Source organism: Saccharothrix texasensis (assembly GCF_003752005.1).
Taxonomy (GTDB): domain Bacteria; phylum Actinomycetota; class Actinomycetes; order Mycobacteriales; family Pseudonocardiaceae; genus Actinosynnema; species Actinosynnema texasense.
Genome location: NZ_RJKM01000001.1, coordinates 1935790 through 1950650, shown reverse-complemented (window position 1 = coordinate 1950650; position 14861 = coordinate 1935790). Strand labels below are relative to the sequence as shown.

At 71.8% G+C, this 14861-nt stretch carries 12 protein-coding genes; 9 read left to right on the top strand and 3 right to left on the bottom strand.

Annotated features, from left to right (window positions below; all coding sequences use genetic code 11):
* Position 1 precedes the first annotated feature (1 nt).
* Both EDD40_RS07135 and EDD40_RS07130 read right to left on the bottom strand, forming a co-directional pair.
* Positions 2 to 2440, bottom strand: coding sequence for an ABC transporter permease (locus tag EDD40_RS07135; protein ID WP_123742188.1), 2439 nt, complete (start codon positions 2438 to 2440; stop codon positions 2 to 4).
* Positions 2440 to 3246, bottom strand: coding sequence for an ABC transporter ATP-binding protein (locus EDD40_RS07130; protein ID WP_123742187.1), 807 nt, complete (start codon positions 3244 to 3246; stop codon positions 2440 to 2442). Before EDD40_RS07130 ends, EDD40_RS07135 begins: the two co-directional genes overlap by 1 nt.
* A gap of 358 nt (positions 3247 to 3604) precedes the next feature.
* Here EDD40_RS07130 and EDD40_RS07125 point away from each other — a divergent pair, with 358 nt between their 5' ends.
* From EDD40_RS07125 to EDD40_RS07090, 8 genes are all read left to right on the top strand, one after another.
* Positions 3605 to 4639 carry a LysR family transcriptional regulator gene (locus EDD40_RS07125; protein WP_123742186.1) on the top strand — a complete coding sequence of 345 codons (1035 nt, stop codon included), beginning with the start codon at positions 3605 to 3607 and terminating at the stop codon, positions 4637 to 4639.
* 301 nt (positions 4640 to 4940) lie between these two features.
* Complete coding sequence (locus tag EDD40_RS07120; protein WP_123742185.1) at positions 4941 to 5867, top strand: 3-oxoacyl-[acyl-carrier-protein] synthase III C-terminal domain-containing protein; 927 nt, start codon at positions 4941 to 4943, stop codon at positions 5865 to 5867.
* A gap of 19 nt (positions 5868 to 5886) precedes the next feature.
* Positions 5887 to 7245: a preATP grasp domain-containing protein gene (locus EDD40_RS07115; RefSeq protein ID WP_123742184.1), complete on the top strand. Its 1359-nt coding sequence runs from the start codon at positions 5887 to 5889 to the stop codon at positions 7243 to 7245.
* On the top strand, positions 7242 to 8543 hold the full coding sequence (locus tag EDD40_RS07110; protein ID WP_123742183.1) for a type III PLP-dependent enzyme: 1302 nt from the start codon (positions 7242 to 7244) through the stop codon (positions 8541 to 8543). Before EDD40_RS07115 ends, EDD40_RS07110 begins: the two co-directional genes overlap by 4 nt.
* Complete coding sequence (locus tag EDD40_RS07105) at positions 8540 to 8812, top strand: acyl carrier protein (protein WP_123742182.1); 273 nt, start codon at positions 8540 to 8542, stop codon at positions 8810 to 8812. The genes EDD40_RS07110 and EDD40_RS07105 overlap by 4 nt, the downstream gene beginning before the upstream one ends.
* 2 nt (positions 8813 to 8814) lie before the next feature.
* The gene (locus EDD40_RS07100; RefSeq protein ID WP_123742181.1) at positions 8815 to 9651 is read left to right on the top strand and encodes a beta-ketoacyl-[acyl-carrier-protein] synthase family protein; all 837 of its coding nucleotides are present in this window, start codon (positions 8815 to 8817) and stop codon (positions 9649 to 9651) included.
* A complete protein-coding gene (locus EDD40_RS07095) occupies positions 9648 to 10508 on the top strand; it encodes a DUF2786 domain-containing protein (protein WP_123742180.1) in 861 nt (286 codons plus the stop codon). Before EDD40_RS07100 ends, EDD40_RS07095 begins: the two co-directional genes overlap by 4 nt.
* Positions 10505 to 11692: an acyl-CoA dehydrogenase family protein gene (locus EDD40_RS07090; protein WP_123742179.1), complete on the top strand. Its 1188-nt coding sequence runs from the start codon at positions 10505 to 10507 to the stop codon at positions 11690 to 11692. The genes EDD40_RS07095 and EDD40_RS07090 overlap by 4 nt, the downstream gene beginning before the upstream one ends.
* 258 nt (positions 11693 to 11950) lie before the next feature.
* Here the strand turns inward: EDD40_RS07090 and EDD40_RS07085 are convergent, their stop codons facing one another.
* The gene (locus EDD40_RS07085) at positions 11951 to 13543 is read right to left on the bottom strand and encodes a tryptophan halogenase family protein (RefSeq protein WP_123742178.1); all 1593 of its coding nucleotides are present in this window, start codon (positions 13541 to 13543) and stop codon (positions 11951 to 11953) included.
* 261 nt (positions 13544 to 13804) lie between these two features.
* Here EDD40_RS07085 and sbnB point away from each other — a divergent pair, with 261 nt between their 5' ends.
* Positions 13805 to 14833, top strand: a complete 1029-nt coding sequence (gene sbnB, locus EDD40_RS07080) for a 2,3-diaminopropionate biosynthesis protein SbnB (protein ID WP_123742177.1) — start codon at positions 13805 to 13807, stop codon at positions 14831 to 14833.
* Positions 14834 to 14861 lie beyond the last annotated feature (28 nt).

The window sequence follows — 14861 nt, the reverse complement described above, 5'->3', positions numbered from 1 at the left end:
GTCAGGCCGGCGCCGCCGCGGCCTCCACCGGCGGGGTGCGCAGCACGTACGCGGTGGACAGCACGGTCGACAGCAGCGTCAGTCCCGCCGCCGAGCCCACCACGACCAGGTAGATCCCGATCGGGCCCCGCGGCCAGAACGTGCCGTTCAACGCGATGGCGAACGGGACCAGCGTCACCAGCGACACGATCGCGCCCAGGATGATCCCGCCCAGCGAGATCACCACCGACTCGACGCCGACCATCCGCAGGATCTGCCCGTGCGTGGCGCCGATCAGCCGTTGCAGCGCGAACTCGCGCCGCCGCTCACCGGTCGCGATCACCAGGGTGTTCACCAGCGAGATCACCGTGTACGCCAGGATCATGCCGACCAGCAGGTAGTTCACCCACGCGCCGGTCTGCTCGCCGCCGCCGCCCGCCGCGAGCGCCTCCTCGCGGCCGGCGACCTCCAGGTCCGGGTGACGCCCGGTCAACGGCGCCAACGCCGACTCCGGGCCCTTCACCAGGACCTGCGTGGCCCGGCCGCCCGTGGTGTGCGCGGCGACCAGTCCGGCGGGCAGCAACGCCGCGTCGAACGAGCCCGTGTGCACGGCCACGACCTCCAGGTCGACGACCGCCCCGTCACCCAGCTTCATCCTGATCGGGTCGCCGACGGCGGCTCCCAGGTCCTCCGCCCAGCCGGTCGGCAGCGCGACCGAGTCGCCGCGCAGGTCGTCCAGCGACCCGGCGGTGACGTCCACGTCCATGGTCCGCGTGACCCCGCTCGGCGTCACCCCGAGCACGGTGATCTCGTCGTCGCCGTCCTCGTGGTCGGGGAAGTACGCCTCGCTGTCGACCACCGCCGACGCCGCCTCGACACCCGGCAGGGCGCGCACCTCGTCGACCACTTCCAGCGGCACCCCGCCGGCGGGACCGGTGACCACGGCGTCCGCGCGCAGGCTCTCCGCGAACGCGTCGGTGGCGGCACTCGCCTGGGTGGTCTGCAGGTAGAGCAACGCGGTGGCCAAACCGGTGGCGAGCATGACGGGCGTGATGGCGCTCGCCACGCGCACCCGCCGCGCGCCGGTGTTCAGCACGGCGAGATAGCCGGACAGGCCGGACAGGGCGCGCACCGGCCAACGCAGGACCGCGATCAGCACCCTCGCGGCGGCGGGGGAGAGCAGCGCGATGCCCGCCGCCCACAGCATCGCCGTGGGCCCGGCCGTGCTCGCCGCCACCGGCCCGGACATGACCACCGCGGTGATGACGCTCAACGCCGTGCCGCCGCCCAGGCACAGCAGCGCGAACACCAGCCGGGGCACGCTGAACCAGCGCGTCTGCAGTCCCGCGGCCATCAACGCCTCGGTCGGCCGGGTCACCGCCGCGCCCCGACCGGCGACGAACGCCGCGACCAGGGCGCTGAGCAGCGAGATGCCGACACCGGCCACCACGGGCACCCAGCCCTGCCGGTACGCCATGGCCTGCGGCGCGACGCCCGCGCCCGACAGCCGCGTCAACAGCCACGCGCCGAGGCGCCCGCTCAACGGCCAGCCCAGCGCGGTCGCGAGCACCGCCACGAACGCCGTCTCCCCGAGCACCAGCCCGCGCAGCTGGCCCGGCGTGGTGCCGATCGCCCGCAGCAGCGCCATCTCGCGGTGCCGCTGCTGCACGGACAGGCCGAGCGTGCCCGCCACGACGAACAACGCGACCATGATCGCCAACCCGCCGAAGACCGCCGACAGGGTGATGATCGCCTCGCCGCCGCCCCCGGTGTCGGAGAACTCGGCGAGCCCGCGCTCGTCGCCCGCGAGCACGGCCACGTCCCGACCGGACACCGCGGCCGTCAGGCCCGCGCGCACGCCGTCCGCCGTCGCGCCCGGTTCGAGCAGCACGCCGATCAGGTCGACCTTGCCGGGTTTCGCGTACAGCCGCCGTGCCTCGTCGTCGGCGAAGAACACGACCTCGGCCTCGACCGGCGCCCCGGCGACGCCGACCACCCGGTAGTCGACGTCCCGCGAGTCGATCCGCAGCGCGACCGTGCCGCCGGGGCCGATGCCGGAGTTCGCGCCCACCACGACCTCGCCCGGCCCCCGCGGCGCGCGGCCCTGCTCCACCGCGTACGGCGCGAGGCGTGCGCCGGACCACGTGTGGCCGGTCGCCTCCGCGCCGCCGGGCAGGAGCACCGGGAACGCCACGTCGGGCACGACCTCGGCGACACCGGCGACGGCCGCGGCCTTGGCGGCCAGCGCGGCGTCGACCGGGGCGCGCTCCAGGTTCGCCGGGTCGCCGGCGACGACCAGCGGTGCCGCCGCGAGCCGTTGCGGCGGCACGTCGTCGCGGATGCCGGTCTCCATCAGGCCGCCGCACGCCATCACGATCGCCGCGCCCATGAACAGCGCGATGAACGACGCGGTGAACCCGCCGATGCGGTAGCGCAGGGTGCGCAACGCGAGGCGCAACATCAGCGCACCCCGTCGGCCAGGTCGCCGGTGGGCGCGTCGGCCCAGGCGCCCAGCTGGGTCATGCGCTCGCTGACGGCGTGCGCGGTCGGCGACTCCAGCTCGCCCGCGATCCGGCCGTCGGCGAGGAAGACGACGCGGTCGGCGTGCGCGGCGGCCACCGGGTCGTGCGTCACGATCACCACGGTCTGGCCGACGTCGCGCACGGCCTGGCGCAGCAGGGCGAGGACTTCGAGCGCGGTGCGGGTGTCGAGCGCGCCGGTCGGCTCGTCGCCGAAGATCACCGCGGGTTCGGTGACGAGCGCGCGGGCGATGGCCACCCGCTGCTGCTGGCCGCCGGACAGCTCGGCGGGGCGATGCTTGCGGCGGTCGGAGAGCCCGACGCGGGCGATGACGTCGTCCACCTGGGCGCGCTTCGGGCGGCGGCCGGCCAGGCGCAGCGGCAGCTGGACGTTCTCCACCACGGTGAGCGCGGGCAGCAGGTTGAACGACTGGAAGACGAAGCCGACGCGTTCGCGGCGTAACCGGGTCAGCTCGCGCTCGCTCAGGCCGGTGATCTCCCGACCGTCGAGCAGCACGGAGCCGGAGGTGGGTCTGTCCAGGCCCGCGGCGCAGTGCAGCGCGGTGCTCTTGCCGGATCCGGACGGGCCCATCACCGCGGTGAAGGTGCCGCGCGCGATGCCGAGCGTGACTCCGTCAAGGGCCACTACGCCGTTCCGCTCATTGCCGTAAACCTTGCGGACGGAATGCAGTCGGACGACGTCATCCACGCCTTGAATCGGAGATAGATTCACGTTCTTGCTCCCCATGTGGGACCTATCGGTGTGTGCACGCGCCGCAGACCATACGGACGGGATCAAGCCGGTGGCACTGGTGCTGTCCCCCGAACCGCCGGTCGGGGCCGCCGGTGGAGCACGTCTCCGCATCGCTGCGGGGACCACGCGCAACCGACCTTTGAGTAGGTACGTGCCGGAGATCGTAGACACTGTTTCCATAATTTCTGTTGAGGACTCAACGAATAGTCGACGGTCACCTGAACTCCTCCTCACGCGTTCACCCGTGGGGTACGTTGGAACGGCCGCCCGGCACGAACGAGGTGGGTGCGGGAAATCCCCGAACCCACCGGAGTTAGTGGACCCCGAGTAACGACGCGAAGGGGTTGGATGCATGCACCTGGAGATACGTCATGCCAGGGTGGTCACCACCCTTGCCGAGGCCGGCAGCATCTCGAAGGCCGCGGCGAAGCTGTCCCTGCCCCAACCGAGCCTCACCGCCCAATTGAGACGGATCGAGAAGGCGGTCGGCGGCGACCTGTTCGTGCGGTCGGCCTTCGGGATCACTCCCACACCCCTGGGAGAGCGATTGATCCCGATGCTGGCGGACCTGGCCACCCGGGCCGACGCGGTGGTGGCGGAGGCGTCCTCGCTGTCCTCCGGAATTCTCCGCATCGGCAACGCCGAATGGACACCGGTGACGCTGCGGCGCGCGCTGCAGTCGTCACTGCCCTCGGTCGAGGTGCAGACGGTGACGCTGGACCCGGCGCTCGGCGTGGACGCGGTCAGCCGCGGCGAGCTCACCGCGGCGCTCGTGCCCAGCCCGGAGGCGGTGGACGGGGTGCGGGACCTCGATCCCACACTGGCCAAGGAGATCATCGTGCGCGAGCCGATCTGGCTCGCGCTGCCGCGCGACCACGCGCTCGCGCGCAGGACTACGGTGAGCCGAAGGCACATGCTGTCGCTGAGCTGGGTGCACCACGTGCCCGGCCACTGGTTCCACGTCGTCGAGGAGCACCTCTTCCGCAGGCTCGACCACCCCACGCCGGAGGTCATGCACTACGCGGGCGGGCACGCCGAGGCGATGAGCTGGGTGCGGGACGCGGGCGCGGCGGCGTTGGCCACGCCGACCGGGTCCACGGCGGACGTGAGCCTGGTGGCGATGACCGAGCCGTTGCGCAGCAGGCTGCTGCTCGTGTGGCGGCCCGGCTCGATCCACCCGAACACGCTCCGGCAGCTGATCGACGCGCTGCGCCGGTACTACTGCGAGTACGCCCGGTCGATCCCGCGCTACTGGAACTGGATGACCGAGCGGCCGACCGACTTCCCGGAGCTGGCCGCGTTCCTGCCGCGGCCGACCCGGTGGTGGCCGCGCGACTCGGCCGGTGACCAGCAGCCGGACCAGGCCTCCCGCACGGCCGCCACCTGAGCAGTCCACTGGGGATGAAGGGCCACCTCGACCCCGGTCGAGGTGGCCTTCGCCATCCCGAGAGTCCAACGTTCAGGGCTCGAGAGTCCAACGTTCGCGAGACCTGAATTCAACGCTCGGACACCCGTGCCCGACGTCGAGTGTTGAACTCAGGGCCGCTGAACGTTGGACTCTCGCGACGAGAACGTTGGACTCTCGCGACGTGGACGTTGGACTCTCGGCGGTCAGTCGGGTGTCAGCACGGTGTCAGTGGGCCTTGCGAACCTTGATCCGGCAACGGACCAGGGCGAGGAGGACGCACATGACGGCGTTGGTGGCGGTCTCGAGTCACCTGCCGGAGACGGTGGCCGTCGCGGACCTGCAGGAGTCGCTCGGGCTCGACGAGCAGCAGGTGCGCCGGTTCACCCGGCTCTACGGCCTCGACCGGATCTGCAAGTCCGACCTGTCCGAGGCGCAGCTGCTGATCGCGGCCGCGGAGAAGCTCGACGGGCTGCGCGGCCAGGAGGACCGGGTCCGCTACCTCATCCGCGCCAAGGGCATGCGCACCACCGCGCCCTACCCGATCAGCCCGGTGCACGAGGTCCGCGAGGCGTTGAACCTGCGGCACGCGACGACCCTCTCCGTCGCCGACCACGGCTGCGCCACCGGCCTGCTCGCCATGGACGTGGCCGGCACGCTGCTCGCCGCCGACGGCGACCCCGACGCGCTGGCGCTGATCCTGGCCGGCGACAAGACGTTCACGCCGTTCACCCAGTGGGTCCGCGACACGTCGATCATGGGCGAGGGCATGGCCGCGATCCTGGTGGCCGCCGACGGCGACCGCGACCACGTGCGCGGCTACGCCAGCCGCATCCACGGCCGCGACGACGGCGTGATCGACCTGACCCCCGAGATCGCCAAGGACGCCCGCCGCATCTACCAGGACGCGCTGGCCGAGGTCGTCGGCGCGGCCACCGGCGAGGCGGGCATCGGCGTCGCCGACATCGACCTCGTGCTGCCCCACAACGTCAACCGCGTGTCGTGGACGGTCGCGGCGAAGAACCTCGGCCTGCCCAACGACCGGTTCTTCCTGGACAACCTCGGCGCCACCGGCCACTGCTTCTGCGCCGACCCGTTCATCAACTACCAGACGGTGACCGAGCTCGGCCTGCTCAAGCCCGGCGACAAGTACCTGATGACGGCCGCCGGCCTCGGTCAGACGTTCGCCGCGATGGTCCTGGAGCACTGAGATGTCCCGGAGCGCAGACATGGACGAACCGGACTTCACCCGCAGGCTCAAGACGGCGCTGCTCGGCACGCCGGACGCCTCGCTCGCGTTCCTCGGCAACTTCGAGGTCGAACAGCGGTGGGCGCTCGGCGAGCACACGCTGCCCCGGCTGTCGGCCGAGAGCGGCGCGGCCGTGGTCAACCACATGGACGAGTTCGCGCTGCTGCTGGCCGGCGGCGACGACCACGTCGTGCTCAAGGCCACCCCCGACCCCGACTACCTGGCCTACCTCGCCGGGCTGGGCATCGACCTGCCGACCGTGCACGTGGTGGCGGACTCCGACCCGCGCCGCACGGTCACCGCCGACGCCCTCGCCGACCCCGCGACGGTCGAGACGGTGGCGGGACTGGCCCGGCAGGGCGTCCGGCTGACCGCGCACGGCGTGTCCGACCTGGAAGAACGTCTCGCCGAACGCACCGGCATGGCCCTGGCCGCGCCGGACGCCACGACGTGCAAAGCGGTCAACAGCAAGGTCTACAGCCGACGCGCGGCCGACGAGCTGGGGTTGCGGCAGCCCGCCGGGTGGGCCTGCGAGAGCGTGGACGAGCTGCGCGAGGCGTTCGAGCGGGCACGCGCGCTGGTCGCGGACGGCCGCAAGGTCGTGGTGAAGGAGGCGCTGGGCGTCTCCGGCAAGGGCATCGCGGTGCTGGAGAGCGACCGCCGGATGGACCGCCTGCTCGGCATGGTCGCCAAGCAGGTCGAGAAGTCCGGCCGGCCGCGGCTCGCGTTCGTGGTGGAGGAGTGGGTCGCCAAGCGCGCCGACCTCAACTACCAGTTCACCGTGGCCCGCGACGGCGACGTGCGGTTCGACTTCGTCAAGGAGCTGCACACCGAAGGTGGCGTCCACAAAGGACACCGGATGCCCGCCAGGCTGTCCGGCGCCCAGGTCGGCGAACTCGCCGAGACCTCGCTCCGGCTGGGCAAGAAGCTCGCCGCGGACGGCTACTTCGGCGTGGTCGGCGTGGACGCCATGGTCGACCCCGACGACGGCCTCTACCCGGTCGTGGAGATCAACGCGCGCAACAACATGTCCACCTACCAGGCACGCGTGCAGGAGCGGTTCGTCGGACCCGGGCAGGTCGCCCTGGCCCGGCACTACCCCGTGCGGCTGCACCGCAGGCTGCCGTTCGCCGAGGTGCGCGACCTGCTGCGCGGCCTGCTGCTCGACGGGGCCGGCGGCACCGGCCTGCTGGTCAACAACTTCGCCACGGTCAACGCGGGCCACCGCGCCGACGCGGCGTTCGACGGACGGCTCTACGGCCTGCTCGTCGCGTCGTCGGACGACGAGCTGCGCCGCGTGGACGACGACATCACCGCCCGATTGGAGACGCGACCGTGAGCGCCGAGTTCGAGGTCCAGGGCATCGGGATCACCGAGATCGCCGAGCGGTACGGCACACCGCTGTACCTGTACGACGGCGACGAGCTGGAGTCGCGGGTGGACGGGCTCAAGGAGCTGCTGCACCCGCGGCTGGAGTTCTTCTTCTCCCTCAAGTCGAACCCCAACATCGGCGTGCTGTCCGTCCTGCACGCCCGGGGCGCGCGGGCCGAGGTGTCGTCGATGGCCGAGCTGGTCACCGCGCGCCGCGCCGGCGTCGACCCCGCCGACATCATCTTCCTCGGGCCGGGCAAGAGCGCCGACGAGCTGGCCGCCTGCCTGGACGAGGGCGTCTACGCGATCGTGTGCGAGTCGTTCGGCGAGCTGGCGCTGATCGACGAGTTCGCCGCGCTGCGCGGGATGCGCGCGCCGGTCGCGCTGCGGGTCAACCCCAGCTTCTCGGTCAAGGGCTCCGGCCTGACCATGGGCGGCAAGCCGCGCCAGTTCGGCATCGACGAGTCGCAGCTGTTCGCGTCCGACGACCTCGTGGCACGGCACCCGAACGTGCGGTTCATGGGCGTGCAGGTCTACATGGGCACCCGGATCCTGTCCGAGGAGGCCGTCGCCGAGAACACCGAGCGGATCTTCGAGCTGGCCGACCGGCTGGCCGGGCACCTCGGCATCCCGCTGGAGCTGGTCGACATCGGCGGCGGCCTCGGCGTGGCCTACTTCGACGGCGAGCGCGACCTCGACCTCGCGCTGCTCGCCGCGCGCGTCAACCCGGTCATCGACGGGTTCGCCGACCGGCACCCCGGCACCCGGCTGGTGATGGAGCTCGGCCGCTACCTCACCGCCACGTCCGGCACGTACGTGGTGCGCGTGCGGTACGTCAAGGAGTCCATGGGGGAGCGGTTCGCGGTCGCCGACGGCGGCACGAACCACCACATGGCGGCGGTGGGCGTCGGGTCGTTCGTCAAGCGCAACTTCCCCATGCGGGTGCTCAACCGGGTCGACGAGCCCGCCACCGAGAGCTGGCACGTCACCGGACCGCTGTGCACGCCCAACGACACCCTCGGCAAGAAGGTCCAGCTGCCGCCAGTCCGGCCCGGCGACCTCGTCGGCGTGCTGCGCTCCGGCGCCTACGGCCCGACCGCCTCGCCCGTGCTGTTCCTCAGCCACGGCTACCCGGCGGAAGTGCTCGTCCACGACGGGCGCGCGCACCTGGTGCGCACCCGCGACGACACCGAGGACCTGCTGCGCCACCAACACCTCCCCGACCGCGCCGCCGCCACGGCTCTCACCGAAGGAACCGCATCATGAGCGAATCCACCACCGTCGCCCCCCGCGAGCGGATCGTCGGCGCCATCACCGCCGTGCTGGCCCAGGTGCTGGACTACGACCTGCCGGAGCTGACCGAGCAGTCCCGGCTGTTCGACGAGCTCGGCCTCGACTCGACCGGCGTCTTCGAGCTGCTGATGCAGCTGGAGGAGGCGCTGGAGGTCGAGTTCGACACCGACAACCTGGAGATGGCGCACTTCGAGACGGTCCGCTCGCTGGCCGACTTCGTCGCCGCGGAAATGGACCGCTAGCCGTGTACCGGACCACCGCGCCGACGCTGTCCCGGCCGGCGGGCGCGCGGACGCTGGGCCTGGCGCGGGTCGTGCGGACCCGCGTCGCCCCCGACCGCTCGCTGGCCGACGAGTTCTCGTTGCGCCACTTCACCGACCTGACCTCCGGTTACGGCGTCGCGCTGCGACCCGAGGCGCTCGCCTCGCCGGGCACCACGTTCACCGCGCTGACCCGGTCGCTGCACGCGGGCCTGGAGCCGTTGGGGCCGGTGGAGCTGGCGATCGTGGCCCACGCCACGCCGGACCTGGACTGCCGGATGGCCGCGGCGACGTACCTGGCCGAGGCGGTGCCCGGCGCGCCGTTGTCGTTCTCGGTGTCGGACGTCGGCCGGTGCGCGCCGTTCGCGGCGTTGCGGATCGCGGCCGACTACGCGGCCCGGCACGGGTTCTCGCGTGCGCTGGTGGTGATCGCGGACCAGGCCACGTTGCCCTACGAGCTGGGTGACGACACCGGCGACCGGCCGGTCGGCGACGCCGGGGTGGCGTTGCTGCTGGAGCCGGGTGGCGCGCCGTTGTCGACGGTGCACACACCCGGGGTGTCGGTCGCGGACCTGCCGGACGCCGTCGCGGCCGGGATGGCGTCGCTGGTGGGTCCGGGCGTGCCGGTGGCCGTGGTCGCCGGCGCCGGGGTGGACCCGGAGCTGGTGCGGCACGGCGGGACGGTGCGGTCCGCGCCGGCCGGGTACCCGTGCACGGCGCTGTGGGAGGGCTTGGCGGACTCGCTGGGACGGGTGGTGCTCGTGGAGCACGACGTGGCGACCGGCGACCTGGGCATGGCCGCGGTGGGGGTGACCCGGTGACGACGTCGGTGCGGTTGGGCGCGGCCGTGCTGTCGAGGTGCCACTCGGCGGCGCGGGAGGAAGGGCTGGCGCCCGCGTTGACGGTGCTGGGTTCGCTCGTGGCGCCGGGGCTGCTGCCGTGCGGGCCGGGTGGGCACGCGGTCGTGCCGCAGGAGGTCGCGGCGTCGGCGGACCGGGTGTGGGTGGACGGTGTCGTGGTGGACCGGCCTGGACTGGACGAGTCCACTGTGGATACGATCGACCTGCCCGGCGGGGCGGTCGTGCTGCTGCGGGTGCTGGGTACACGATCGGGTGAAGATGGTCCGAGAATGTACGGAAACGGTGTTCCCGTACCTCGGTTGAGAGCAGCGGACCCCGAGACCGACCCCGCCACGTCCGACCAGCGCGCCGCCTGGGCCCTGGGCCTGGTGTGGCTGCGGCTGGGGCTGTCGGAGGCGCTGCGCGAGACGTGCATGCGCTACCTGAACGGGAGGCGGACCGGCAGCACCACCCTGCTGCAGCAGCAGATGGTGAAGTCGACCGTGGCCGACGGGCTGATCGAGCACCTGGAGGTGCGGGCGGTCCTGACGGGCGTGGACGCGGGCGAGCTGCCCGGCGTGATCCTGGCCCACCTGCACGCGAGGATCACCGCGGCCGACCGGTGGCTGGTGAACCTGCTCGGCGCGAGCGGGTACCTGGTCGGCGGCCCGGGGCAGGTGGCGCACCTGTCGGAGCTGCTGGCGGAGGCCTACGTGCCCGGCCCGCCCCCGGACCCCGCCGCGGGCCCCACCGCGGGTCCCGCCGCGGACCCGACCTCGGGCCCCGCCGCGGATTCCGCGTCGGGCACGCCCGGGACGCACGTGGGCGTCGAGTCGTGAGCGCGTTGGACGCGCGGCTCGTCGCGTTGCGCGACCAGGTGCGCGAGTGGGGGGCGGACTTCCGCCGGTTGGGGCTCGCGGTGGACCGCGACCCGGAGCTCATCCGCGACCACTTCGACCTCCCCGCGGTCCGGTACCTGTCGACCATGGGCATCCCGCCGGAGTACGGCAACGTCCCCATCCCCATCGCGGGCAACCGGTTCTACGGCACGCTGGCCCTCGAACGGGCGATCATCATGGAGGAGCTGGCCTGCGCCGACGTCGGCATGCTGGTCGCCTCGCCCGGCCCGCTGCTGGCCGGCGTGCTGGTCGACCTGCTCGCCGACGACGGGCAGAAGGAGTGGTTCTACGGCCGGATGCTCGCCGAGCCGCTGTGGACGTTCTTCGCGCTCACCGAACCCGACCGCGGGTCCGACGCGGGCGGGCTGACCACGACGTTGACCCCGGTCGACGGCGGCGCGGTGCTCGCCGGCGAGAAGCGGTACGTCGGCAACGCCTGCCGGGCGCAGCTCGGGGTGGTGTTCGCGCGCGTCGGCTCCGGCCCGCTCGGCATCAACGCGGTCCTGGTGGAGACCCCGGCGCCGGGGTTCTCGGCGACCGCGCTGGAGACCATCGGCCTGCGCGGCGCGCGGATCAGCGCGATCACGCTGGACGACGTGCACGTGCCGGCGTCCCGCTTCGTCGGACGGCACCTCTCGCCGTCGCGGCGCGGCATGTGGGCGTTCGTGCAGACGTTCAACCTGCTCCGGCCGGGCGTGGCGGCGATCGCGCTCGGCATCGCGCGGGCGGCGCACGAGTACGTCGCGGAGAACCGCTCGACGTTGCGCCGCGACGAGCGCGACCGGCTCGACGAGCTGGGCCGCCGGATCACGGCGGCACGCGCGCTCGTGCACCTGGCCGCCCGCGCGGTCGACGCCCGGACCTCGGACGGCTACCTGGCGTCGGCCGCCAAGGCCCGCGCGTCGCAGCTGGCGCTCGACGCCACCCGCGCGGCCTGCGAGTTCTTCGGCGTCGGCGCCCGCTTCGACCACCCGCAGCTGGACAAGCTGGTCCGCGACGCGCGCGGCCTGGAGTTCATCGAGGGCACGTCGAACATGCAGAAGCTGAACCTGTTCCAGGGCCTGTTCACCGGGAAGCTGGACCGGGACGACCCGTTCCGGGTGGGCGTCGGCTCACCGCGCTGAACCCCGCGCCACCCCCGCGGCCGACCGCCGCCGCACCCCGAGTACCCCGACCGGCGCCGACCGGTCGGGGTACTCGGCGTGGTGCCCGCGGTGGGCGCGCACCGCCCACGGGTGCGCCCGGAACTCCTCGGGCCGGCTCGTGAGCCGAGCCCTCGCCCACGCCGTGCCGTCGGACCGGGCGCGAAGCGGCGCCCGGACGGCGACGAGCCCACCGGGTCGGGGACCGGTGGGCTCGTCGTTTCCCGGGGGAGGGAGGTCCTACTTGCCGTGCAGCTGCTTGAGGTACTCGTAGGTGCTGGGCAGCGTGGTCAGCAGTTCCTTCTGCGTCTGCTTGATCTGCGCGAACACCGGCTCGGCCGAGTCCAGCACGTCCTGCCGGGCGGCCAGCGCGGGCAGCGAGTGGTCGGGCAGGTAGTCGAGCCCGGCGAAGATGCAGTAGTAGTTGGAGTTGTTCCAGAAGTTGCGGAACTCCGCGTCGAAGTTCGCGTAGTAGGTCGACTCGTCGGTGATCGGCATGTTCACCGCCAGGCCCGCCTTGTACATGCGGACCTTCTCCTGGAAGTCGTCCGCCAGCCGCAGCTCCTTGCAGGCCTGCCAGAACGCGGTGTCGTTGCGCGGCGCGAAGCTGAAGTGGCCCTGCACGAAGTCCCGGGAGTCGTCGAACATCGTCTCGATCTCCGCGTTGAAGCGGTCTTGCAGGACCGAGTCGAAGTTCTTGTCCGGGAAGTACTTCGCCAGCTGGTACAGCGCCGCGTAGACGAAGTAGATGCCGGTCGACTCCAGCGGCTCCAGGAAGCAGGAGGCGAGGCCGATCGAGACGACGTTCTTCACCCACGCGCGGCGGTTGCGGCCGACCCGGAACTTGATCTGGTTCAGGTTCGCCGTCTCGGGATCGAGGCCCCACATGGTGCAGAACTCCAGGGTCGCGTCGTCGCGCGACTGGAAGCGGCTGGAGAAGACGTAGCCCGTGCCGAACCGGCCCAGCATCGGGATCTTCCACGCCCACCCGCTCGACATGGCGATCGAGGACGTGTACGGCTCGACGCCGTTGGCCGCGTCGTCGTGCGGCACCTGCGTCGCGACCGCGCTGTCGTTGAGCAGGTGGTCGCTCATGTCCAGGAACGGCTCCTTCATGGCCTGGTTGATGAGCAGGCCGCGGAAGCCGGAGCAGTCGATGAACAGGTCACCCTCGATGGTGAGCCCGCCCTCGGTCTTGAGCGCCGAGATGTTGCCGCGCTGGTCGATGACCGCTTCGGTCATCAGGTCCTGGATGTGGATCGCGCCCTGGTTGGTGGTGGCCCACTTGCGCAGGAACGGCGAGATCAGGTTGGTGTCGAAGTGCCACGCGTAGTTGGTCCACTTCGTGCCGTCCATGAACCGCGGCGACAGCTTCGCGTCCATGATCGGGGGCTCGCGGTAGCAGGCGTAGTCGAACGGCTCGTCGGTCTGGCCGCCGAGCTTCTTGTGCGCCCAGTAGTGCGACAGCGGGTGGTTCTCGTGGTTGGGCAGCAGGCCGAACAGGTGGTAGTAGTGGTCGGTCCCGTCCCCGTACGGCCGGGGGTTCGCCTCGCCGCGGCCCGGGGTGCGCCAGTTGGTGAACTTGATGCCCATCTTGTAGCTGGCGTTGCACTCGCGCATCCAGTCCTCTTCGGCGATGCCGAGGAACTCGAAGAACGTCTTGTGCAGGTTGGGCACGGTCGCCTCGCCCACACCGATCTTGGGGATCGAGGGCGCCTCCAGCACGGTGATGGTCACACCGGGGCCGAGCGCCTTGCCGAGGTACGCCGCGGCCATCCAGCCCGCGGTGCCGCCACCGAGCACCACGACCTTCTTGATCCTACGATCTTCCATCGAGGTTTGTCCTCCCGTCATGATCACGACAAAGGCCGCGGAACCGACGTCCGTCGCGGTGCTGCCGGTGTTCGAAGGGCGAGTGCCCGGAAATCCGTGTCCGGACCCACCCTGAACCCGAATGGCTATGAATTTTCTATACGCACCGCCGTCAGTGGCGTGTCAGCGGCTTGTCAGCCGTGTTCGCGAGTATGTGGTCGGGACCGCTGCCCGGCCGGGTCGGCGCAGCTCATCAGAGCTGGACGAGAAAGGGACGGTAACGTGGCACCTGCCTTCGCGGTGATTTCCGGCGCTCAGGTGAACGAGGTATTGCGAGGGCGCGAGAAGCACGTTCTCGAACTCATCGAGGCCGCCTACCGGTGGCACGGTGAAGGTGCCACGATCAATCCTCCGTCTTATTTCCTGCGGTTCCCCGAAGACCCTTCGTCGCGGATCATCGCGCTGCCCGCGTCCATCGGCGGCGACATCGGCGTGCACGGGGTGAAGTGGATCTCCAGCTTCCCCGCGAACGTCGCCGCCAGCCTGCCGCGCGCGTCCGCGGTGCTGATCCTCAACGACCGCGAGACCGGCTACCCGATCGCCTGCCTGGAGAGCTCCATCGTCAGCGCGGTGCGCACCGCCGCGTCCGCCGCGCTGGCCGCCGACTGGCTCAGCCGAGGCCGCGGCCCCGGCCGCCCCGCCCGGGTCGGGTTCGTCGGCACCGGCCTGATCGCCCGCTACATCCACACCTACCTGACCGCGACCGGGTGGAGCTTCGACGAGGTCGGCGTGCACGACCTGAGCGCCGACTCCGCGACCGGCTTCCGCGAGTACGCCCTGGACGCGGGCGACGGCGCGGTGCGGGTCCACGACAGCGCGGAGAGCCTGATCCGGTCGAGCGACCTGGTCGTGTTCGCCACCGTCGCGGGCACGCCGCACGTCACCGACCCGACGTGGTTCGACCACAACCCGCTGGTGCTGCACGTGTCGCTGCGCGACCTGTCGCCCGAGGTGATCCTCGCGTCCGCCAACGTGGTGGACGACGTGGAGCACTGCCTGAAGGCGAACACCTCGCCGCACCTGGCCGAGCAGCTCACCGGCAACCGGGCGTTCCTGTCCGGCACGTTGCACGACGTCATGACCGGCGCGGTGACGCCACCGGCGGACCGGCCGCTGGTGTTCTCCCCGTTCGGCCTCGGCGTGCTGGACCTGGCGGTCGGCAAGCACGTCTACGACGAGGTGTCGCGGGCGGGCGAGCTGGCCGTGGTCCCGGACTTCTTCCACGACCTCGACCGCTACGGCAAGCGCTGAGCCGCCTGACCGTGCACCTCGCCTAGGA

Bases quoted from the DNA above. Each gene is read 5' to 3' on its own strand.
- EDD40_RS07120 (WP_123742185.1), top strand. From the start codon at position 4,941: ATGACGGCGTTGGTGGCGGTCTCGAGTCACCTGCCGGAGACGGTGGCC.
- EDD40_RS07135 (WP_123742188.1), bottom strand. From the start codon at position 2,440: ATGTTGCGCCTCGCGTTGCGCACCCTGCGCTACCGCATCGGCGGGTTC.
- EDD40_RS07115 (WP_123742184.1), top strand. From the start codon at position 5,887: ATGGACGAACCGGACTTCACCCGCAGGCTCAAGACGGCGCTGCTCGGC.
- EDD40_RS07105 (WP_123742182.1), top strand. From the start codon at position 8,540: ATGAGCGAATCCACCACCGTCGCCCCCCGCGAGCGGATCGTCGGCGCC.
- EDD40_RS07130 (WP_123742187.1), bottom strand. From the start codon at position 3,246: ATGGGGAGCAAGAACGTGAATCTATCTCCGATTCAAGGCGTGGATGAC.
- EDD40_RS07085 (WP_123742178.1), bottom strand. From the start codon at position 13,543: ATGGAAGATCGTAGGATCAAGAAGGTCGTGGTGCTCGGTGGCGGCACC.
- EDD40_RS07125 (WP_123742186.1), top strand. From the start codon at position 3,605: ATGCACCTGGAGATACGTCATGCCAGGGTGGTCACCACCCTTGCCGAG.